Here is a 21,418-nt window from a genome sequence, read left to right on the forward strand (position 1 = left end):
CGTTTCTGACAGTTTTTATTTTTGCCATCAAAGTGGGCCTAGTCGCTGCGCGAAGCGCCAGGCCGCCTCGATGCCGAAGCGGCTTGGCGCGAGCTTCACGTCGCGCTCGTGCTCGACCTCGATGCCCATGCGCCACGCGGCAATGCGCTTGCCGTAGCAGATCAGCGTATCGAGCGACTGCATGACGAACACGATCGCGGGCAGCACCTGGCGGTACAGGTCTTCCGCGAGATCGACGTCACCCGCACGGAACGCCTGGTAGATGCGCTGCTGCCAATCGGAGCAGTCGGGCGCGACGATCATGCCCGCGCAGCCCGCGCGCAGGTTGTCGAGCAGTTCCATGCCGCCACGGCCGTTGAACACGGGCATGAGATCGCCCACTTGCGAGACCGTCTCCTGAATCGTGACCGAGGGTCCTTCGCCTTTGAGCACACGAAAGTTCGGGCACTGCGCCGCAAGCGCGCGCAAACGCGCCGGCGAGAGGCCGACGCCCAGATACTCGGGCGCGTTCTGGATGCCGACCGGCACGGTCAGGCCCGCCATCACCTCCGCGAAGAAGTCGAAATAGAACGATTCGGGCCGCGTGGGCTCACCGGGTGGAAGCACGGGCGGCTGCAGGATCAGCCATGCCGCGCCGCGCTCGATGGCGTGCTGCGCGAAGTCGCGCTGGGCCTCGACCGTCGGGCCGCTGATCGTGACCGCGAGCGGCAACGCGCCGCCGCTATCTTCGCGCGCCCAGTCGAGCACTTGTTCGCGTTCGGCGCGCGAGAGCTTGTTGACCTCCGTGGCGAGTCCCAGCATGGCGATGCCGGGCGCGCCGGCGCGCACAACGGCTTCGACCTGGCGGCGCATGGCCGCGCGGTCGAGCCGGTTTTCGCGATCGAAAAACGCGTAGAGGATTGGGTAGATGCCAGCTAACCCGATCTTTGGGTGGGGATGCGCGTTTGCCATCGACGCCGCGCTCATCAGTGCGAATCGCGCGGAACCGCTGCGCCGCTCGCGCCCACGAGGAAATCGAGATCCGCGCCCTGGTCGGCCTGCAGCACGTGCTCGACATAGAGCCGGTAGTAGCCGCGCTCAGGCAGCGGCGGCGCTTTCCATTCGGCCTTGCGGCGCGCGAGTTCTTCATCGGAAACGTCGAGATGCAGGCGGCGCGCCGCGACGTCGAGCTCGATCATGTCGCCCGTTTGCACCAGCGCGAGCGGACCGCCCGCCGCCGCTTCGGGCGACACGTGCAGCACCACCGCGCCATACGCGGTGCCGCTCATGCGGCCGTCCGAGATGCGCACCATGTCGGTGATGCCTTTTTGCAGCACCTTCTTCGGCAGCGGCATGTTGCCGACCTCGGCGAACCCGGGGTAGCCCTTCGGCCCCGCGCCCTTGAGGACCATGACGCAGTACTCGTCGATATCGAGCGACTCGTCGTCGATCTTCTCGTGCAGTTCCTCCACGTTCTCGAACACCACCGCGCGCCCGCGATGGCTGAGCAGCCCGGGCGTCGCCGCCGAGGGCTTGATGACGGCGCCATCGGGCGCGAGGTTGCCCCGCAGCACCGCGATGCCGGCCTTCGGCTTGAACGGCTGGTCGAGCGGCGTAATGACCTCGTGGTTGTAGTTCGGCGCGTCCTCGACGTTTTGCCAGATCGTCTTGCCGTTGACCGTGAGCGCCTGGCGATGGAGCAGGCCGTGCTCGCCCAGTTGCCGCAGCACCGCGGGCAGGCCGCCCGCGTAGTAAAAATCTTCCATCAGGTGCTGGCCCGAGGGCTGGAGATTCACGAGGCAGGGCACGTCCGAGCCGAGCTCCCAGTCGTCGAGCGAGAGCGGCACGCCAATGCGCCGCGCCAGCGCGATCAGGTGGACCACCGCGTTGGTCGAACCGCCAATCGCGGCGTTGGTGCGGATGGCGTTTTCGAACGCCTCGCGCGTGAGGATCTTCGACATCGTGAGGTCTTCGCGCACCATATCGACGATGCGCCGGCCCGCGAGCTGCGCGAGCACCTGGCGGCGCGCGTCGACGGCGGGAATCGCCGCGTTGTGCGGCAGCCCCATGCCGAGCGCCTCGACCATCGACGCCATCGTGGACGCCGTGCCCATGGTCATGCAATGGCCGCGCGAGCGGTTCATGCACGACTCCGCCTCGATAAACTCCGCCTGCGTCATGGTGCCGGCGCGCACTTCCTCGGACATTTGCCACACGCCCGTTCCCGAGCCGATCTCGCGCCCCCGGAAGCGCCCGTTCAGCATCGGCCCGCCCGAGACGGCGAGCGCGGGCAGGTTGCACGACGCCGCGCCCATCAGCAAGGCCGGCGTGGTCTTGTCGCAGCCGACGAGCAGAATCACGCCGTCGATCGGGTTGCCGCGAATCGACTCCTCGACATCCATCGACGCGAGATTGCGAAACAGCATCGCGGTGGGGCGCAAATTCGATTCGCCGAGCGACATCACGGGGAATTCGAACGGCACGCCGCCGGCTTCGTAGACGCCTTTCTTCACGTACTCGGCGAGTTCGCGGAAATGCGCGTTGCAGGGCGTGAGTTCCGACCACGTGTTGCAGATGCCGATCACCGGGCGGCCATCGAACGCATCGTGCGGGATGCCCTGGTTTTTCATCCAGGAACGGTGGATGAAGCCGTCCTTGTCGGCTTTGCCGAACCAGGCCTGGCTTCGCAGGGGCTTGGGAGGGGTATCGTTCATGCCGCGCCTGTCCGTGTGGTTGCGTTGCCGGACGATCATAGAAACGGCGCTATCGCGCGTCAATATTTGGTCCGGCATTCCCCTATGTGGGAAACCAGGCGCTGCGTTATTACTCCTCGCTTGAGCGCTTTTCTATCGAGATGCCCAGTTCCCCGGCCATGCGCTCGACCAGCATCCGCAGATCCGCGACCTCATCGGCGAGGCGCTGCTGCTCGGCCTTGAGCGCCTCGTATTCGTCGAGCGATACGCCGCCCGCCTCATTGCCCATCACGCGCTCGCCCGCTTGCGCGTCGGCCTGCGAGTAAGCGCTTACACTTACCTCGCCGCACAGCAGGTGCATCCAGCGGCTTTCGCGCTCGCCGGGCGCGCGCGGCAGCTTCACCACGAGCGGCGGCTCGCGCTCGGCCAGCTCGCTCAGAAAGGCCTCGACCGACGACACATCGGCGAAACCGTGGAGGCGCGCGGAATTCAGGCGCAGTTCGGCGGCGGTTTGCGCGCCGCGCAGCATGAGCACCGTAAGCAGCGCAACGGCCTGCGCCGGCACGCCAAGCACGCGGTTCAGGTTGTGCTCGAAACGCGGCACGCGGCTGCTGCTGCCTTCGAACACGAGACTCAGCCGCTTGAGATCTTCGATGGCGCTCAGCACCTCGGCCTCGCTCGCGTTCATGACGGGCGTGCGCGCGGTCTTCTGATTGCAGCCCGAGGTGAGCGCATTCAGCGAGAGCGGGTAGGTGTCCGGCACGGTGTGCTGCTTCTCGATCAGCACGCCGACGATGCGCGCTTCAAGCGGCGTGAGCGCACGCAGCGTGCGCGGCGGCGAAGCATCGGCAGGAGTGTTCATAAGCGGGGTCCGGCAGGGAATTATTTAACGGGATTCGATCATACCTGCTCGGCTTGCCCTTGCGTATCGCCGCCATGGCCCCCATATCAGTGGTTTGGCGTTGTACGCGGTGTAATTTTTATTTCATTTTGCAACGCGATGTGGCGATGGCTTTTCTCGAAGTCCCAATATCCGGACCAACAAGCGTGCAGTGGCGCAAATAGTCGGTAACAATCCTTATTGCAGCGCAGCAAAATGATGCCTACACTGATCAAATCCGCTCACGACGTGGAAAGTCATCGAAAGGAGGGCGTGCCAACATGACGTCCGAAACGCCAACACAGTATTCATCCTCAAAGCTGCATGTCTTCGAACAGGAAGGCGGCTGGCATTGGGGCATCACCATCCCGAGGGCCGGTGGCAGCGGTTTCAAGGTCATCGCATACAGCGAGACCACGTTCACGCACGAAACCGAAGCCTGGCGCGACGGCGATCGCGCCCTTGGCGATCTTCGCGAGGGTTCGCTCGCCGTTCTCACCTCGTAAAAAATAGGGTGCGGACCCGCGAGGTTCTGCGCCCCTGCCTGCCATTTGCCGATGCGGCGGCCACGCTGAAATTCGGTCCCTGCTGAACAAACTTTCTGGTCTACTCGGCCTTCTGTCTTGCAAGTCACGCAACCGGAAAAGGTCTGACGATGATCACGCACCCCGAGATCGAGACGCGGCGCAAGCGTTACGCCATGCATCGCCTGAGCCTGGCGATGAAGCGTCTGATTCAGATCGATGCAGATGCCAGCCACGAGCGCGTCATGGCGACGCGCTGGGTGGTCGCGTGGGGCGCCGCCGTGGGCGAGCGGCGTTTTGCGGGGCTGTCGCATGGCGGCGGCGGTCATGCCGCGGGGTCGAGAACCCAGTCCCGGAGCGTTACAGGCTGGTCGCAATAGCGCGGGCAGCGGCTTTCTTCGCTGCATCGGATTTTTAGAGGTTTGCCTCAGGTGCGCCGGTCTTTGCGGCGTCACAGACCGTGCGCCATCGTCGCCACGCCGGCCATAAAGCCGGCTAGCCCAATGATGCGCGCCACGCGCACATGACACGGCGCGATGCGCTCGACAGCGATGACTGCCGTGATAACGGCCATCGCGCGCGGATCCATCACGCCAACCACCAGCAGCACCGCCATCCAGTTGCCGCAGCAGAGCCCGCATTGCAGGCCGAGGCGCAGTCCGCGGTGCAGCGCCATGCGCGCGCTATTGGGCGTACGGGGCGCGTGCGACGCGCATCGGCGCATTGCGCGGCAGCACGCAAGCCGCTGCGCTTTCCATGACGTGAACTGAAGCAGGCTGGCGAGCACGACGAGCGCGCCCGCACTGGCGGGCGCGGCGTGAGCGAGCGTGGGCACGCGTATCGCGATGGCGGCCAGTGCGCTGCCCAGTGGAAATACCGCGAAGCCGGCCAGCATCCAGAACATGAAATAGCCCGCAACGATCCATATAGTTAGCAATCCGGATTGAAGGCTCGACGAATCGCGCCACATTTCGCGCTCGCGCAACACCATCGGCACGAGCACCGGCAGCATCATCGCGGGCATCATCACCGCCCACATGGAGGCAAACGAGGCGGCGGCCTGCCACCACGTTTGCCCGCACATCGGCGTCCAGATGGCCGAGAGCATCCAGCGTCCCGCCATCGGCGTGCCGCTCATCGCCGTCATGTACGCGTAGCGCCGCAGCGTCGCGGCCGCGCTCGCCGCGAACAGCAGCGCCGCCGCGCCGATCAGCATGCGATTCGACGCCGTGCGCTGGGAGACTCTGGACACGCGCGTCATGTCGACGATGTTCATGGCCAACTCCGGGGTTTCAGAGACGGGTGTATTCGTCGTGCCGCTTCCACCAGATGCCCGCTTCGTTGCGCCCGCTGGGCGCGCGGTCGAGCCACTGGTACATGCTCCACAAGCCGTCGAGGCCGCGCGCGTAGGTCGAATACGTGTGGTAGACCACGCCGTCTTCGAGCACGAATGCGCTCATGCCGGGGCGGTCGCGCGTATAGCTGGCGGCGTCGGTGCCGCAGCTCGCCGCGAACTGCGCGACCGGCGCGGGCGGCGGGTCCATGTCCATTGCGTGGCCGCTGCGCACGTAGTTGTATTCGATGCTGCCTTCGCGCTGCTGCTCGGCCGTGAACGAGACGTTGAAGTCGAAGTTGAAGTCGTTGCCGCGCGACGATGCCCACGCGAAGGTCCAGCCCATGCGCTGCCGGTAGGCCAGCAGCTTCGCGAGCGGCGCGCGCGAAACGGCCATGAGCGTCACGTCGTGATTCGCGAGATGGGCGACGCTGCCGGCGAAGCCATCGGCGAGCGCCGAGCATGACGGGCAGCCCGCCGCGTAGTCGGGGCCGAACATGAAGTGATAGACGAGCAGTTGCGAGCGCCCCGCGAAGAGGTCGGGCAGCGTGGCCTGACCCTGTTCGGTTTCGAACGCGTAGGTCTTGTCCACGCGCACCCATGGCAGCGCTTGGCGCTGCTGCGCGAGCGCATCGCTGCGCCGGGTGAGTTCCTTTTCGGCTGCGAGCAATTCGAGCCTTGCCGCGAGCCATTGCTCGCGCGTTCCAGTCGTGTGCGTTGCCATCGTTGCCTCCTGTGTCAATGTCGGCCTGAGCGGACCTCAGTGGACATCAGTGCGTAAAAAAACGCCTGAATGCCGTGGTAGATTAGGTCCGGCCTTGGTACGGGAGGGAGTGACAAGTGTGTCGGGATTCCGATGAGCATGGACTCGTTGATCACAGCGGCGGCGCGCGCGCTCGCCGCCGGTGACCCGCTCGGCGCGCTCAATCGCGTCGCGTTGCGCGACGACGCGCCTGCGCTTGCGCTGCGTGGCATCGCCATGGCGCAGCTCGGCGATCTGGCGCGCGCAAAAGTGCTGCTGCGCCGTGCGGCGCGCGCGTTCGGCGCTAGAGAAGCGGTGGCCCGCGCACGCTGCATCGTCGCGCAAGCGGAAATCGCACTGGCCTCGCGCGATCTCGGCTGGCCCGTGGCTTCGCTCGATGCGGCGCGGGACACACTCGAAGCGCACGGCGACCGCTTGAACGCAGCGCATGCGCGTTATCTGGAGATTCGCCGGCTGCTGCTGATCGGCCGGCTCGACGACGCACAGAGCCTGCTCGCCGACATCGATCCCGCACCGTTGCCGCCCGCGTTGCGCGCGGCACACGCGCTGATTGCGGCGGGCATCGCGATGCGGCGCATCCAGACCCAGGCGGCGCGCGAGGCGTTGGCCGCTGCCGCGCAGGCGGCGCGTCTTGCGCGCATCGCGCCGCTACTCGCGGAGGTCGAGAGCGCGGCGCAACTGCTCGAAGCGCCCGCCGCGCGACTCGTCGCGCGGGGCGAGGCGCGTGCGCTGCTGCTCGAAGAAGTCGAAGCGTTGCTGGCTTCGCCGGCATTGGTGATCGACGCGTGCCGTTATGTCGTGCGCCAGGGCGCGGTGCGGGTGCCGCTCGCGCGGCGGCCCGTGCTGTTCGTGTTGGCCCGTGCGCTGGCCGAAGCGTGGCCCGGCGACGTGCCGCGCGACGCGCTCATCGCGCATGCTTTTCGTATGAAGCACGCCGACGAAACGCACCGCGCGCGGCTGCGCGTCGAGATCGGGCGGCTGCGCGGCTTGCTCAAAGGCGTGGCCGATATCGACGCCACTCAGCAGGGTTTCGCGCTCGCGCCCAATCATGCGCGCGAGGTGGTCGTGCTGGCGCGGCCCGTCGAGGAGCAGCACGCAGCGGTGCTTGCTCTGCTCGCGGATGGAGAGTCGTGGTCGAGTTCGGCGCTCGCGCTTGCGCTGGGCGCGAGCCAGCGCACCGTGCAGCGCGCGCTCGATGCGCTGGCGGCGGGGCGCAAGGTGCAGGCGTTCGGCCAGGGGCGCGCGCGCCGCTGGACCATGCCGCCCGCGCCCGGATTCGCGACCAGCTTGTTACTCCCCGCGCCGCTGCCAGGCGACTAGGATGAACGCATAGACCCCCAGACCGACAGGAGCAAACGATGAAGCGAGCCAATGCCACCATCATTCGCGAGTACGGCCCTTTTCCTGGCGTCGAGCAGGTGAACGGCGTCAGCTGGGACGGCAGCCAGGTCTGGTTCGCGACCGGCGACCGGCTCTCGGCGCTCGATCCGCAGAGCGGCGAGCCGCAGCGCTCGCTCGACGTGGCGGCGCACGCGGGCACGGCTTTCGATGGTCAGCACCTGTACCAGATCGCCGAGGCGCGCATCCAGAAGATCGATCCGCAGACGGGCCGCGTGCTCGCGACACTGCCCGCGCCGGGCAAAGGCGGCGATTCGGGGCTCGCATGGGCCGACGGCACGCTCTGGGTGGGCGAGTACCGCGAGCGCAAGATCCACCAGATCGATCCGCAGACCGGCGAGATCCTGCGCACGATCGAATCAAACCGCTTCGTCACGGGCGTGACGTGGGTGGACGGCGAGCTATGGCACGCCACCTGGGAAGGCGACGAGAGCGAATTGCGGCACATCGACCCGAACACGGGCAAGGTGCTCGAACGGCTCGACATGCCGCCGGGGATCGGGATTTCCGGGCTGGAGTCGGATGGTGGCGAGCAGTTCTTCTGCGGCGGCGGCAACAGCGGCAAAATCCGCGCGGTGCGCCGGCCCAGGCGCGATGCCGCCCATCATGAGGACGATGAAGCGGCTGCCTGAGCGAAGCTTCTACCGATGACTACGCGATGACGACGCCGGGCTATTTTTCCTGGCGTTTTTTCCAGTCCGCATAGAGGTCCGTGTTCGACTCCAGGCGCACCGGATCGTGGCGGATCTTGATCGTTTGTTCTGCGAACGGTTTGGCGAGATCGGCATAAACCGCTGCGGTCGACAATCCATACGGCGCGGCGTCTTCGTTGGAATAGGCGAAATGCACTTCGCCAACGCCGGCCATGCGCATCGCCGCCAGACACATCGGGCACGGATGGCCGCTCGCGTACACGGTGCAGCCCGCGAGACTCGGCGAGCCGAGTTTCTGGCTGGCCGTGCGAATCGCGTTCATTTCCGCGTGCGAGGTGGGGTCGTTCGTGCGCAGGATTTCGTTCACGCCGTTCGCGAGAACCTCGCCGTCTTTCACGATAACCGCGCCGAACGGGCGGCCGCCTTTTTCGACGTTGGCGTGCGCGAGTTCGATGGCTTCGCGTAGAAAGCGCTCTGTTGAGGTCATGGCAGTCCCTCCTTGAACTGTGACGGTACGGTGCGCGCGCCTGAGCCGCGCGCGGGCTTCATTCTATCGTCGGCACTCCGCCACCTTCGCCCAATTCCCTGCGCCCAGCCTGGTGCATTCACCGTGTGCTTTTCGCCCGATTGCGGCCTCACGAGGCGTGAGCGCCGTTCTGGCACGTACTCGCGTATACCCCATTGCCGGGAAATTTTTTCCGTGAAAGACTGCATCAAATCCGGCGCATCAGACTGTCGTCCGATATATCGGACATAAGCGTGGGCCACCTTCTCTCCGATCAGGATCGCAAAATGAAACTCGTCAAACAAAGCGCAAAGTTCGCCTGCATGTTCGCCGTGGCCGGCCTGCTGGCGCTCGCCGGCTGCACGAAGGTGCCCACCACGGGCCAGGACGCGGCGGCGACATCGACGCTGCAAGGGGTGTTGCAGCGCGGGACTTTGCGGGTGGGCGACTGCCTGACGTTCGCGCCGTTCGGCTTCTACAACAAGGACGGGCAGCCCGACGGCTATGACGTGGATCTGGCGAAGGAACTGGCCAAGGAAATGGGCGTGAAGCTCGAGGTGGTGAACACCACGAGCGCCAACCGCATTCCCAATCTGCAGACGGGCAAGGTCGATGTGGTGTTCTGCAACTTCACGCGCAACATGGAGCGCGCCAAGGAAATCGCTTTCACGACGCCCTATGTGGTGGCGAGCGAGGCGCTGCTGGTGAAGAAGAGCAGCGGGATCCAGTCGATCAAGGACATGTCGAACCGCACGATCGCCACCGTCAAGGGATCGACGAACGGCGACGAAGTCCGGGCGCTGAACATGCAGGTGAAAATTCAGGAATACGACAGCTCGGAAGCCGCCATTCTGGCCGTGAAGCAGGGGCAGGCCGACGCGATGATCGAAGACAACAACTTCCTCGCCTATCAGGCCAAGCTCGATCCGGATCTCGCCGTCACCAACGAAGCGCTTGTGCCGCTCGAATACAACGCCTTTGGCGTGAAAGCCGGCGACCAGGTGTGGCTCAACTACCTGAACCTGTTCCTCTTCAACGTCAACGCTTCGAAGCAGAACGCCCAGTTGTACAAGAAGTGGTTCGGCGTCGAGCCGCGCTATTCGCTCAATCCGCAGATGTGATGGCGCATTGCTGAGCACCAGCCGCTCCCGGAGAACGGGAGCGGCAAGCGGCCGACTTTTACCCAGAGGCAGATCCAGAGGCAGAAAATGAGTTATCAATGGCTCACGTTGTGGGGCTACGTGCCCGAGTTCATTCAGGCGGCGTGGCTGACGCTGCAGATCACGCTGCTGGCTTTTTGCCTCGCGCTGGTGCTCGGCCTGCTTTCCGCGCTCGCGTCGATCTCGCGGGTGGGCGCGCTGCGGCTCGTGGCGCACGCTTATGTGGAAGCCATTCGCAATACGCCCGTGCTGCTGCAGATCTTCATCGTGTTCTTCGGCCTGCCGTCGCTGGGGCTGAACCTGGGCGCGTACGTGGCGGGCGTGATCGCGCTCGGCGTGAACGTGGGCGCCTATCTTTCCGAGGTGTTTCGCGCGGGCATTCAGTCGGTGCCGCGCGGGCAGCTCGAAGCGGCCGGCATTCTGGGACTTTCGCGCGCCCAGGTGTTTCGCGAGGTGGTGCTGCCGCAAGCCGCGCGCGCTGTGTACCCGGCCATCGTCAACAACCTCATTCAACTGCTGCTGGGCACCTCGCTGCTTTCGGCAATAGCCTTGCCCGAGCTGACCGGCACGGCAACGGTCATCAACTCGCGCACGCTGCTGTATCTCCAGACCTTCACCATCACGCTGATTGCGTATCTGGTGCTCAGCAACTGCCTTTCGTGGATCGCGGCGCGCATTGGCGCGCGGGTCTTTCATCCGCCGCTCGTCATGAAAAAGCGTGCGCGCATGACTTTTTTCACGGCGCGTGCGCCCCGCCGCTCCTGAGCCGAACCGGAGATCCAGAATGTCGACCGAATTGTTGAGGACCAGCCTTGCGATCCTGCTGCAGGGATTGCTCGGGACCTTGCTGTTGTCCGTGGCGTCCATTGTGGGCGGAACGCTGATCGGGCTCATTGCCGCCGTGCTGCGCTCGTTCGGGCCCTGGGGCACCTCGCGCGTCGCGCAGCTTTATACCGAACTGTTTCGCGGCACGCCCGTGCTCATCACGCTGATGTTCATTTATTTCGGCGTGTCGTATTTCGGCTATGCGATCGATGTGTTCGCGGCCGGTGTGGTGGGCTTGAGCGTGTATCAGGGCGCTTATATTTCGGAGATTTTCCGCTCGGGCATCGAAGCCGTGCCCAAGGGGCAATGGGAAGTCTCGCAGATTCTCGGCCTGAGCAAGACCCAGGCGTTCTTTACGGTGGTCTTGCCGCAGACGGGGAAAATCGTGCTGCCGCCGCTCATCGGTCAATACCTCTCGCTCATCAAGGACACGTCGATCGTCAGCATGATCGGCATGTCCGAGCTGATGCACGGAGGGCAGGCCATCGTCGACCGGGTCGGCAAGCCGGCCGAAATCTACGGACTCGTTGCCGTGCTTTATTTCGCTGTGTGCTTCCCGCTTTCGCAGTGGGTGCGCCACCATGATCGAAGGAATGTGCTGTCATGACCGCTAACGCCACCAACACCGCCGCTGCATCCGCGAAGCCCGTCATCACGCTCGCGGGCGTGAGCAAATCGTTCGGCGCCACCAAGGTGCTCACGGAAATCAATCTCGACGTGCGCTCGGGCGAAGTGCTCGTGCTGATCGGCGCCTCGGGCTCGGGCAAGAGCACCGTGCTGCGCATCATGGCCGGCCTGGAGACGACCGATTCCGGCGAAGTCTGGGTCAACGAGGTGCCGCTGCACGATGCGCGGCGCGCCAAGGAGATTCGCGGGCACGTGGGCATGGTGTTCCAGCAGTTCAATCTGTTTCCTCACAAGACCGCGCTCGGCAACGTGACGCTCGCGCTGATCAAGGCGCTCAAGATGAGCCCCGCCGACGCGCGCAAGCGCGCCATGGAGGTACTCGATCGCGTAGGGCTGGCCGAGCGCGCCGACCACTACCCGAGCCAGCTCTCCGGCGGCCAGCAGCAGCGCGTGGCGATCGCCCGGGCGCTCGCCGTTGAGCCGCGCATCATGTTCTTCGACGAGGCGACTTCGGCGCTGGACCCGGAACTCGTGGGCGAAGTGACCGAGGTGATGCGCGGCCTCGCGCGCGACGGCATGACCATGGTCGTGGTGACGCACGAGATGGGCTTCGCGCGCAAGACCGCCGACCGCGTGGTGTTCATGGACAAGGGCGTGATTGCGGAGCAGGGCGAGCCCGAGAAGATTTTCGTGACGCCGCAGAACGAGCGCACGAAGCAGTTCCTGCATCGCGTGCTCGATCATTGAAGCGGGCTCGGCTTGACGTCTTGATCCGCGTCTCGATCGTGTATGCTCCCGGCCATCTTTTCATCACATGCACCCTGGCGTGCACGGAGTTCAAGTCATGTCGGCACCCGAATCATCGAGGGCCAGAGGGGTGGATCGCGTCATCGGCATATTCAGGCAGTTGCATCTCGCGCAGCGTCCGCTGACGATGCGCGAGTTGATCGAGGCAACGGGTGCGCCGCGCTCGAGCGTCTATGAACTGGTCACGATACTCGCCGAGGCGCACTGCCTTGAAATCGCCGAAGACGGGGCCGTGTTTTTCGGCCGCGAGATGCATTACTACGGCTCGGACTATGCGCAGCACAACGACCTGATCAGCCGCTCGCATCAGGCCATTCTCGCGCTAGTGAGAAAACACGACGAAACCGCGCAACTGTGCACGCTCGAAGGCAACAAATATACGGTGGTGCTTTCGGAGAACAGTTCGCGCCCGTTCAACATCAGTTCGGAAATCGGCGTCAAGGTGCCGATTCCGTGGACCGCGACAGGGCGTCTGTTGCTCGGCCACTTGAGCGTCGATGAAATTCGCGCCCTCATTCCGGAAGAGGATTTCGTGCTCGACAACGGCAAGCGCGTCGACTTCGCGGACTTTCTGCGCGACATCGAGCGCGCGGCCGCACAAGGCTACTGCTGCACCGAAGGCCTTTCCCATACGTTCCGGTACTGCATGGCCGCGCCCATACTCGACCGGTCCGGCGCCACGACGGCGGCGCTGTGCTTCATGACGAGCCGGGACACCGATCCCGCCAAGCGCGAAGTGATGCTGGAGGATCTGATTCGCTCCGCGCAGGCGCTGTCGAAGTTTTGAGGCCGGGGCGGGGCTTACGCGACGGTGCGCATTTCGGCCGTCTCGGCGAATACGGTCTGGCCGTTTCCCTGCGACTTCGCACGATACATGGCGCTATCGGCCGCTCGCATCAGCGTGCGGGCGGTGAGTGGCGTGAGCGGCGATGTGCCGTCCGTGTGCGCCAGCAGGCACACGCCAATGCTGCCGGAAACGGCCACGGGATGCCCGGCGACGGTGTGAAGGGCGCTCAGGATCGCGTGAATGCGCGTGGCAATGCTCAATGCATTGGCCCTGCTGGGGATCTGGTGGGCCAGCACCACGAATTCGTCGCCGCCGAGGCGGGCGAGCGTGTCGCCGCGACGCACGCAACCGGCCAGCGCGGCAGCAAAGCTGCGCAGCAGTTCGTCGCCAACCGCATGGCCGTGGGCATCGTTGACTTCCTTGAAGCCGTCGAGGTCGATGAGCAGCAGCGCGGCCTGGCTTGTTTCGGGGCTGCGCATGGCGAGCGTCCGGCCAATCGCCTGCTCGAGCTGCACGCGATTGCTCAACCCCGTGAGCGGGTCGGTCGCGGCCTGCTTTTCGAGCCGGCGCACCAGCACCGCCAGATAGATCGAAGTAGCGGCCAGGCTGAGCGCGACGCCGAGGCCGGCCATGAAATTCGCGTGCCACCACGGTTGCCAATGCATCAAGCCCGCGATGCCGGTCAGCGCCACCGCGCACGAGAGCCCGAGCATGCGCTGGCCATAACGGCAGCCCGCGCCGACCAGAAACCAGAACACGACCCAGAGCAGCGGGAGCGTGGCCTGGCCGCCCACCGCGAGCAGCGCGATCAGGAGCGCCTGATCGGCGATCGTGGTGAGGGTCAATCTGAGGCGCGAGCGCTCGGGCGCAACCGTTGCGGCAAGGTACGTGACGCCGCCGTAGGCCACGTAAAGCGCGACCAGCGCCGTCGTTTCATAGATGTTTTTCGTGCGATAAACCGAGGCGGCGGCCAGATAGATCAAAAAAACCAGGCCGCCCAGCGACACGCGCAGGACGGCCTGCTCCTTTTCGGGGTTCTTCTGGAATGCGCCCAGAAAACCCTGCCCGGGCCAAGAATGAGAATACGCCTCGCCCATGCCAACTACCCCCGCTCGAATCCTGGTTTTATCGTCCGGCAGTTTACATGGCTTGTTGGCATTGCAACCGATTCTGTTTGGCTTGATTGCGAGTACTGTAAAAACTACCGCATGAGCCGCGTAATCGGTCAAGCGTGCCGGGGCGCATGCCCGCTATCGCCCAGTGACCGTGCATCGTCGTATTCACGCGAAATGTCCTTGTTGGTGTAATCGCCCATGCGCCACGCGGCCACGAGGCTCACCACGCCGCACACGAAAATATAAGCGGCGATTGCATAGCCCGTGTGGTAATACGCGAAGAGTGCGGTGGCAATCAACGGCGCGGGGCCGCCCGCGATCACCGAAGCCAGTTGATACCCGAGCGACGCGCCACTGTAGCGCAGCCGCCCCGTAAACGATTCGGCGATCAACGCGGCTTGTGGCCCGTAAAGCATCGAATGGGGCACTAGCGAAAGCACAATGGCCGCGAAAATCAGCGCCGGATTGCGGGTGTCGATCATCGCGAAGAAAATGAACCCGAATACACCTGCACATGCAGCGCCAATCATATACATGCGCTTGCGCCCAATCAGATCGGAGACGTGCCCAAAGAGCGGAATGGTGAAGAATTCCAGCACCGCGGCGGCCAGCACGGCCGTGAGCATCAGGTCGCGCGAGGCGCCGAGCGTCTTCACGCCATAGGCGAAAACAAAGGCCGTGAAGATATAGAACGGCGCCTGTTCGACCATGCGTGCGCATGCGGAAAGGAGAATGTCTTTCGGCTGGCGGTGGATGACCTCCATCGTCGGCGCTTTCTCGATCTTGTGTTCGGCGAGGAGCTTCGCGAAGATCGGCGTTTCAAGGATGCTCAGCCGGATATAGAGCCCGATTGCAACCAGAATGATGCTCAGGAAGAACGGCACGCGCCATCCCCAGGTGATGAAACTGCTGCCGGAAATCTGGCTGACGGCCAGCACCACCAGGTTCGAGACGAACAACCCGGCTGGCACGCCGAACTGCGGCCACGAAGCGACGAAGCCGCGGTGCTTGTTGGTGCGCGCCCATTCCATCGACATCAGCACCGAGCCACCCCATTCGCCGCCCACGCCGACACCCTGAATGAAGCGCAGCACGGTGAGAATCACGGCGCCCCAGATGCCGATCGACGCATAAGTCGGAACAAAGCCCACGGCGAAGGTGGCGAGCCCCATCAGCAGCAGCGTGACGATGAGTGTGGCCTTGCGGCCGACGCGATCGCCGTAGTGGCCGAATATGGCCGCGCCCACCGGCCGCGCGATGAACCCCACGGCGTAGATCAGAAACGCCTGCAGCGTGCCGACGAGCGGGTCCGATTCAGGAAAATAGAGCTTCGCGAAGACGAGGCCCGTGACAATGCTGTAGAGGAAGAAGTCGTACCATTCGATCGTTGTGCCGATCGTGCTGGCGATTACGGCACGGCGCAACTGGCGATGCGCTTCCTGTTCGGTCAGGAGCGGTACTCCCGGTTTTTCGTCACTCATTTCGCACCCCCAAGGAATAAGGGTGATAGGGTCTGGTGACTCAGGGTGCGCGCGATGGCCTCATCGGCACCCATGTACGCGACGCGTGACAGGCTACGTGCTCCGGGCCGCCAGGGTGGTTCCACAATAATATATCACGTTGTGATGTATTGCGGATTCGATTAAGAGCAGCAAGAAGCGCTCCCGGAGTGTGCGATTGGAGTGGTATTCCGGGTAATTCCTCATTCGATGCAGACGATGTTTGGGCGCTGCCGCTTACGCAACAAGCAGACGTGACTGGGCGGAAGGGATGCCAAGACCACGACGCATGTTATTAACGGATTTGATACAGACGCCGACGCGCTTGGCAACGCTCGCATCGGACATGGTACCGAGCAGCGCGATTTCATCGTCGGTCCATTCGTGGTGCGCGCGGGCGATGCCGAGTTCGGTGCGCTTCTTGTGGATGGCGGTGTTAGACAGGCCCAGACGCTTCGCGACGCCTGCGTCGGGCATGGTGCCGAGCAACGCGATTTGCGCATCGGTCCAGATGTGCCGCGTCCGCGTGGACGCAATGCCGAGCGAGCGCCGCTTGCGGATAACAACATTCGGCTTGATGTCGAGGCGCAGCGCCACCTCGGCATCGGGCATGGTGCCGAGCAGCGCGATATCCTCGCTGCGCCAACGGTCCGATGCCTTGGCTGGAGCGATGCGCAGGCTGCGCCGCTTCAAACGGACGGTATAGGCGCTCAGGCCGATTCGTGCGGCGACTGCCTTGTCGGGCATTGCGCCGAGCAAGGCGAGCTGTTCTGGCGTCCATCGATGGCAACCCGCATTGCCCTGCTGACGCGCCGAGGGAATGCCCAGCGCAAGGCGCTTCAGATTGACCGCTCGGATCGAGTGGCCCGAGCGCGCCGCGACTTCGGCGTCGGAGATCACACCGAGCAGGCAGAGTTGATCAGGAGTCCATGAAAGGGCCGTGCGCCCGACAGGGGGAATGCCCAGGGCATTGCGTTGCTTCTGAACCGCTACGGGGGAGAGGCCGCCAATTCGCTTCGCAACGCGCGCATCGGTCATGGTGCCAAGCAGCGCAATCTCCTTCGAGGTCCAGGGATGACTCTTGACCGGCTCCCGCGTGCTGGGTCCGTATCGTTTGCCATGCCTGCCGGTGAGCACGCGATCGGCGGAACTAGACGGATCCGCAAGCTGTGCAACGAATTGGCCGAAGCGATTGTCGGGTTTCGCTTCTTTGGTCTGCCTGGCGACGCGTTGCTGCTGCCATGAAGGAATGCCGCGCTTCTTTCGCGCATTGAAAACGGTGACGAGGCAGACCTCAAGGCGCTTTGCGGCTTTGGCGTCAGGCATCGTGCCAAGCAGGGCGATCTCTTCCGGGGTCCACTCGGGGCGGTGTCGCGTTTCACCGCGCGCTGAGGGAATGCAGAGTTCCCGCCGCTTGGCGCTGACCATCGACGGCGGTACACCGATACACTTCGCGATTTCCCGGTCGACGCGCTTGCCGAGCATGGCGAGTTCCATTGCGCTCCATTCATGCGGGGAAGGCTTGCGCACCGATGGAATGGCAAGGGCGAGGCGCTTGCGGTTGACGGTTGCCGCATTCGTGCCGATGCGCCGCGCGACCTCCACGTCTGTAAGCGTTCCTAGAAGCGCGATTTCTTGCTGTGTCCAGCGGCGGGGCGGACGTTTTTCACGATTGCCAATGCCGACAGAGCTGTTGTGGCGCGGGTCCGCTGCGGATCGCGGAGTGCTCGCGCGTTGTGCCGGCTTGTCGCGTTGGGTGAGGGATGAGGCGTGGTCGATCTGCGCGATGGTGTGCTCGAAGCGGTTTGTCATTGGACCGCTCCGGAATAGCCGGTTACTGCGTCTTTCATCTGCTGGCACCTCTGTAGGGATAGGCGTTGCGAACACGGGCTCCACCGCTCGCCGCCGCAATCGTCTATCCTGAAAGAGTTGCTTTTTGCTTAAAACACGAAAATTCTTAAAATCGGTTAAATCGACGATGCAAAGCGCATCGAGTGTCAGGATATGTGGATCTCTTTGACCTTCGATAAAAACTGAACAGGATGGCGAATCAACCCTCGTCCCCGACTTTGAACACCGCCACCAGCCGGTCGAGCTCCGCTGCCTGCTGTTTCAAGCTCTCCGCCGCCGCCGCGCTTTCTTCCACCAGCGCCGCGTTCTGCTGCGTCACCTGATCGAGCAATTGCACCGCGTCGCCGATCTGCCCGATGCCCGCGCTCTGCTCGAGGCTGGCCGAGGTGATCTCGCTCATCATGGTGCTCACGCTCCGCACTTGCGAGACCACGTCGCCCATGACCTTGCCGGCGTCGGCAACGAGGCGCGAACCGGTGTTCACGGTCCCGGCGCTATGTTCGATCAGCGCCTTGATTTCCTTGGCGGCCTGCGCGCTGCGCTGGGCGAGATTGCGCACCTCGGAAGCCACCACGGCGAAGCCACGGCCCTGTTCGCCGGCGCGCGCGGCTTCCACCGCCGCGTTGAGCGCGAGAATGTTGGTTTGGAACGCGATGCTGTCGATCACCACGATGATCTCGGAGATCTTGCGCGACGCGTCGCTGATCTGCTCCATCGTGCTCACCACCTGGCCGACCACTTCGCCGCCCTCTGCAGCCGCCGAAGAGGCGCGGCTGGCCATTTGCGCGGCGGTGTGCGCGGTGTCCGAGTTGTTCTTCACGGCGGCGGTGATCTCCTCCATCGACGCGGCCGTGCGTTCGAGATTGCTGGCCTGCTCCTCGGTGCGCTGGCTCAGGTCCGCGTTGCCCGTGGCGATCTGCGTGGAGCCGATCGCGATCGAAGTCGACGAGGCCCGAACGCGGCGCACGAGTGTGTTCATTGACGCGACGAAGCGGTTGAAGGCATCGGCGAGCTGGCCGATTTCGTCGCTGCTTTCGACCTTCATCTGGCGGGTGAGGTCGCCCTGGCCGCTGGCGATTTCCGCGAGCAGCGTGGCGGCCCGGCGCACCGGAGCGGCGATGGCGCGGCCCACCAGCAGGATCACTGCAAGTGCGCCGGTGAGGCCCACGACGGCGGCGATGATGGTCGCCATGCGGATCGCGCGCTCGAACGGCCCGAGCATTTCCGCTTGCGGCACCTCGACCACCACGTAGGCATTGAGCTGCGGAACGAACGAGGTGGCGATGTAGCGCGTGCCGCCCGGCGCCGGGTAGGTCATGTAGCTGTAGCGCTTGCCGGCCAGCAGCGTGGCGGCGGCGTTCGCGGGCATGCCGGGCAGGTCCTTGAGGAAGTGCTTGCCGTCGACCAGCGCGGTGTCGCGATGGATCATGATCGCGCCGTCGGGATGCACGAGATAGGCAAATCCGGTCTCGCCGATCTTGTAGTTCGCGACGCCGGCGGCCAGCGCATCGACGGAAAGCCCCATTGCCGCGACGCCGGTCGGGCCGGTCGTGCCGTTGGCGCCTTCCACGCGCGCATTAATGAACATCATGTAGCCGCCCAGGCTCACGTCGCGATCCATGCTCACTTCGTAGGGCTTGCCCGTGGCGAGGAAGCCCTGGAGCCACTGATCGTGCTCGCCGAGCTTGCGTTGCAGGCCGGCTTCGGTGAAATAGTTGCCGCTCTTCGTGGACGCCCACTGCACGCTCACGGCCTTCTGCTCGGTTTTCACGTTCTGCGCGAGGCGCATCCACGTGGCGGTTGCGGCCTCGGGTTCGCCATCGGCTTCCCATTGCTGGAGAAACGGATCGGTTGCCATGGCCCGCGCGGCGGTGATCGGCCCCGCGAGCTGGCGCTCGATATCGGCGCGAATGCCCTTCACAGCGGTGGGCAACTCGTCCTGCACGACGCGCTCGCGCACGGTGTCGCCAATCAGCCAGATGCTCAGCCCGCTTGAAATGCCGATGAAGATCAGCAAGCAGGTGGTCATGCTCAGAACCAGCTTGTTCTGAATGGAAAGCTTTCGCCAGATGGACATTGAAGGTTCCCGACAACGTTAAACGTGGTTTCGTAAAACGTTATCGGTCGCTGGCGCGAGAACTTGAGTGGGCGACTGATATAGACGGTATGCGGCGCATGCACCCTAAAGAAGCGCGAATTCGATCCTGTCGCGCCCCGCGCGCTTCGCCTCGTAGAGCATCTTGTCCGCGTGGTGATACATGTCACACGGGCTTGCCGGGGCTTCGTAGCCGGCCGCTGCGCCGCCGTCGCGCCATGCCACGCCGAAGCTGATCGTGAGCGCGCGGCCCGTGATCTCGCGCTGCGGCAGCAACAGCGCCTTCACCGCGCGCTGCATGCGCTGCACGATGCGCAGCGTCTCGTGCATGGAATCCACGAACAGCAGCACGCAGAATTCGTCGCCGCCGAGCCGGAACAGGTAGTCGTCCCCGGCACGCAGGCAGCGCATGACGGCTCGCGCCACGGCGCTTAGCACCTGGTCGCCGGCGCCGTGACCGTAGGTGTCGTTGAAAAGCTTGAAGTTGTCGACGTCGAACACGCACAGCGCTGTGGCATGCGTGTGCTCGCGCAGGCGCGCGTCGTTCGCGAGCATCGACTCGAGATGGCGGCGGTTATACGCGCCCGTGAGCGAGTCGGTGATCGACAATTGCTCGAGCGCCGAATTTTCGGCCTCCAGCTCGCGAATGCGCCGGGTCAGGCGCAGCCGCTCGTCGCGCGTGAGCAGGCGCGACGGCTCGCCCATTGCGCGGGCCTTGCGGCTGCGCATCGGCGGGGAGTGCGATCTGGCGCGTGCGACGTAGCCCGCGCGCCTGAGCAGGGCGTTCTGGTTGGACATGTGGTCTCGGCATGTGGTTGGAGCCGGTTTCGGCCATCCTGCCGGGCCCGTCACAACAGCGAGGCTCTGGCGGACGATCCGTGTTTTATCTCATTATCTGTCAGCTATTCGTTGGTTACTGTCAGACATTGTTAATTCGGCGTTGACGATCGATGGGGGTAGAAAATGCACGCCCGTGGCGGTCAGCGGGCATACTGCGACATCTGACCGGACACATCATCGACACCTGAACGAGCATGAGCGAGACGCAAGCCACAACCCAGGACCAACAGGACCCGCAGGAGCATTGGATCGAGACCCCAAAAGGCCGGCTGTTTGCACGCAGTTGGGGGCCAGATGCTGCGCAAGGCGCAGCGAGCGAAGCGGCGGCGCGCCGCGCGCCGATTGTGCTGCTGCACGATTCGCTGGGCTGCGTCACGCTCTGGGGTACATTTCCACAGACGCTTGCGCGCGCAACCAACCGGCGCGTGATTGCGTACGACCGCGCCGGCTTTGGCGCCTCCGGTGCTCGCACAGACCGGCTAACCGCGGCGTTCGTGCGCGACGAAGCGCGGCATGACTTTCCGGCGCTGTGCGATCAGTTGGGGATCGACCGCTTCATTGCCTTCGGCCACAGCGTGGGTGGCGGCATGGCGATCGAATGCGCTGCGCAACACCCACAGCGTTGCGCGGCGCTCGTGACCGAGGCTGCGCAGACCTTCGCCGAAGACCGCACGCTGGCGGGCATCAGCGCGGCGCGCGAGCAGTTTCGCGATCCCGCGCAGTTCGCCCGACTGGCGCGTTATCACGGCGACAAAACACAATGGGTGCTGGACGCGTGGATCGAAACGTGGCTCTCGCCCGAATTTGCCGACTGGTCGCTCGACACGGTGCTTCCGCACGTCCAGTGCGCCACGCTCGCGATCCACGGCAGCCTGGACGAGTACGGCACGCGCGTGCATCCCGAGACGATTGCGGCGCGCGTGAGCGGCCCGGCCCGCGCGGCGATCATGGACGGCGTGCGCCACGTGCCGCACCGCGAGCAGGAAGCGAAGGTGGCGGCGATGGTGGCCGAATTTCTGCAGGGTGTCGAGGGCTGACCCGGCCACGCGGAGGGGATTCGCGCTACCGAAATTTTTTCGAAAAT

The 21,418-nt window shown here is 64.5% G+C and carries 21 protein-coding genes; 10 read left to right on the forward strand and 11 right to left on the reverse strand.

The genetic code is table 11. From position 1 onward, the window contains the following. Positions 1 to 27 precede the first annotated feature (27 nt). The 3 genes from HV773_RS24175 to HV773_RS24185 all read right to left on the reverse strand — a co-directional run bounded on the left by HV773_RS24175 (position 28) and on the right by HV773_RS24185 (position 3,534). On the reverse strand, positions 28 to 951 hold the full coding sequence (locus tag HV773_RS24175; protein WP_174220094.1) for a dihydrodipicolinate synthase family protein: 924 nt from the start codon (positions 949 to 951) through the stop codon (positions 28 to 30). 14 nt (positions 952 to 965) lie between these two features. Next, positions 966 to 2,693, reverse strand: coding sequence for an IlvD/Edd family dehydratase (locus HV773_RS24180; RefSeq protein WP_129563758.1), 1,728 nt, complete (start codon positions 2,691 to 2,693; stop codon positions 966 to 968). A gap of 109 nt (positions 2,694 to 2,802) precedes the next feature. After that, entirely contained in the window at positions 2,803 to 3,534 is a 732-nt protein-coding gene (locus HV773_RS24185; protein ID WP_129563757.1) for a YceH family protein, read from the reverse strand. Positions 3,535 to 3,833: 299 nt separating this feature from the next. Between HV773_RS24185 and HV773_RS24190 the strand changes: the two genes are divergently transcribed. Further along, the gene (locus tag HV773_RS24190) at positions 3,834 to 4,058 is read left to right on the forward strand and encodes a hypothetical protein (protein WP_129563756.1); all 225 of its coding nucleotides are present in this window, start codon (positions 3,834 to 3,836) and stop codon (positions 4,056 to 4,058) included. Between the two features lie 149 nt (positions 4,059 to 4,207). After that, positions 4,208 to 4,456 (forward strand): hypothetical protein, encoded by a 249-nt coding sequence (locus tag HV773_RS24195; RefSeq protein WP_129563755.1) that lies wholly within the window; start codon positions 4,208 to 4,210, stop codon positions 4,454 to 4,456. A gap of 71 nt (positions 4,457 to 4,527) precedes the next feature. On the opposite strand, the gene HV773_RS24200 is transcribed toward HV773_RS24195, so the two are convergent. Together HV773_RS24200 and HV773_RS24205 are read right to left on the reverse strand one after the other, a co-directional pair. After that, the gene (locus HV773_RS24200; RefSeq protein ID WP_129563754.1) at positions 4,528 to 5,352 is read right to left on the reverse strand and encodes a DUF2182 domain-containing protein; all 825 of its coding nucleotides are present in this window, start codon (positions 5,350 to 5,352) and stop codon (positions 4,528 to 4,530) included. 16 nt (positions 5,353 to 5,368) lie between these two features. Next, positions 5,369 to 6,133, reverse strand: a complete 765-nt coding sequence (locus HV773_RS24205) for a DUF899 domain-containing protein (RefSeq protein ID WP_129563753.1) — start codon at positions 6,131 to 6,133, stop codon at positions 5,369 to 5,371. A 138-nt stretch (positions 6,134 to 6,271) separates the two neighbouring features. Between HV773_RS24205 and HV773_RS24210 the strand changes: the two genes are divergently transcribed. Together HV773_RS24210 and HV773_RS24215 are read left to right on the forward strand one after the other, a co-directional pair. Beyond that, positions 6,272 to 7,492, forward strand: coding sequence for a helix-turn-helix domain-containing protein (locus tag HV773_RS24210; protein ID WP_129563752.1), 1,221 nt, complete (start codon positions 6,272 to 6,274; stop codon positions 7,490 to 7,492). 38 nt (positions 7,493 to 7,530) lie between these two features. Continuing rightward, complete coding sequence (locus HV773_RS24215) at positions 7,531 to 8,202, forward strand: Vgb family protein (protein ID WP_129563751.1); 672 nt, start codon at positions 7,531 to 7,533, stop codon at positions 8,200 to 8,202. A 40-nt stretch (positions 8,203 to 8,242) separates the two neighbouring features. Here the strand turns inward: HV773_RS24215 and HV773_RS24220 are convergent, their stop codons facing one another. Then, positions 8,243 to 8,710, reverse strand: a complete 468-nt coding sequence (locus HV773_RS24220; protein WP_129563750.1) for a nucleoside deaminase — start codon at positions 8,708 to 8,710, stop codon at positions 8,243 to 8,245. 305 nt (positions 8,711 to 9,015) lie between these two features. On the opposite strand from HV773_RS24220, the gene HV773_RS24225 reads away from it, so the two are divergent. The 5 genes from HV773_RS24225 to HV773_RS24245 all read left to right on the forward strand — a co-directional run bounded on the left by HV773_RS24225 (position 9,016) and on the right by HV773_RS24245 (position 12,934). Then, positions 9,016 to 9,849: an ABC transporter substrate-binding protein gene (locus tag HV773_RS24225; RefSeq protein WP_129563749.1), complete on the forward strand. Its 834-nt coding sequence runs from the start codon at positions 9,016 to 9,018 to the stop codon at positions 9,847 to 9,849. 87 nt (positions 9,850 to 9,936) lie between these two features. Continuing rightward, positions 9,937 to 10,653 (forward strand): amino acid ABC transporter permease, encoded by a 717-nt coding sequence (locus HV773_RS24230; protein ID WP_129563748.1) that lies wholly within the window; start codon positions 9,937 to 9,939, stop codon positions 10,651 to 10,653. A 19-nt stretch (positions 10,654 to 10,672) separates the two neighbouring features. After that, the gene (locus HV773_RS24235) at positions 10,673 to 11,320 is read left to right on the forward strand and encodes an amino acid ABC transporter permease (RefSeq protein WP_129563747.1); all 648 of its coding nucleotides are present in this window, start codon (positions 10,673 to 10,675) and stop codon (positions 11,318 to 11,320) included. Then, positions 11,317 to 12,087, forward strand: coding sequence for an amino acid ABC transporter ATP-binding protein (locus HV773_RS24240; RefSeq protein ID WP_129563746.1), 771 nt, complete (start codon positions 11,317 to 11,319; stop codon positions 12,085 to 12,087). The genes HV773_RS24235 and HV773_RS24240 overlap by 4 nt, the downstream gene beginning before the upstream one ends. Positions 12,088 to 12,184: 97 nt before the next feature. After that, on the forward strand, positions 12,185 to 12,934 hold the full coding sequence (locus HV773_RS24245) for an IclR family transcriptional regulator (protein ID WP_129563745.1): 750 nt from the start codon (positions 12,185 to 12,187) through the stop codon (positions 12,932 to 12,934). A 14-nt stretch (positions 12,935 to 12,948) separates the two neighbouring features. Here HV773_RS24245 and HV773_RS24250 read toward each other — a convergent pair whose 3' ends face one another. From HV773_RS24250 to HV773_RS24270, 5 genes are all read right to left on the reverse strand, one after another. Beyond that, on the reverse strand, positions 12,949 to 14,031 hold the full coding sequence (locus HV773_RS24250) for a GGDEF domain-containing protein (RefSeq protein WP_129563744.1): 1,083 nt from the start codon (positions 14,029 to 14,031) through the stop codon (positions 12,949 to 12,951). A 128-nt stretch (positions 14,032 to 14,159) separates the two neighbouring features. Beyond that, positions 14,160 to 15,530, reverse strand: a complete 1,371-nt coding sequence (locus HV773_RS24255) for an MFS transporter (RefSeq protein ID WP_129563743.1) — start codon at positions 15,528 to 15,530, stop codon at positions 14,160 to 14,162. Positions 15,531 to 15,785: 255 nt separating this feature from the next. Further along, the gene (locus HV773_RS24260; RefSeq protein WP_129563742.1) at positions 15,786 to 17,360 is read right to left on the reverse strand and encodes a hypothetical protein; all 1,575 of its coding nucleotides are present in this window, start codon (positions 17,358 to 17,360) and stop codon (positions 15,786 to 15,788) included. A gap of 238 nt (positions 17,361 to 17,598) precedes the next feature. After that, positions 17,599 to 19,476: a methyl-accepting chemotaxis protein gene (locus HV773_RS24265; protein ID WP_129563741.1), complete on the reverse strand. Its 1,878-nt coding sequence runs from the start codon at positions 19,474 to 19,476 to the stop codon at positions 17,599 to 17,601. A gap of 105 nt (positions 19,477 to 19,581) precedes the next feature. After that, the gene (locus HV773_RS24270) at positions 19,582 to 20,292 is read right to left on the reverse strand and encodes a GGDEF domain-containing protein (protein WP_129563740.1); all 711 of its coding nucleotides are present in this window, start codon (positions 20,290 to 20,292) and stop codon (positions 19,582 to 19,584) included. 236 nt (positions 20,293 to 20,528) lie between these two features. On the opposite strand from HV773_RS24270, the gene HV773_RS24275 reads away from it, so the two are divergent. Then, on the forward strand, positions 20,529 to 21,371 hold the full coding sequence (locus HV773_RS24275; RefSeq protein ID WP_129563739.1) for an alpha/beta fold hydrolase: 843 nt from the start codon (positions 20,529 to 20,531) through the stop codon (positions 21,369 to 21,371). Positions 21,372 to 21,418: the final 47 nt, after the last annotated feature.

Source organism: Paraburkholderia caffeinitolerans, assembly GCF_902859945.1.
GTDB classification, from domain to species: domain Bacteria; phylum Pseudomonadota; class Gammaproteobacteria; order Burkholderiales; family Burkholderiaceae; genus Paraburkholderia; species Paraburkholderia caffeinitolerans.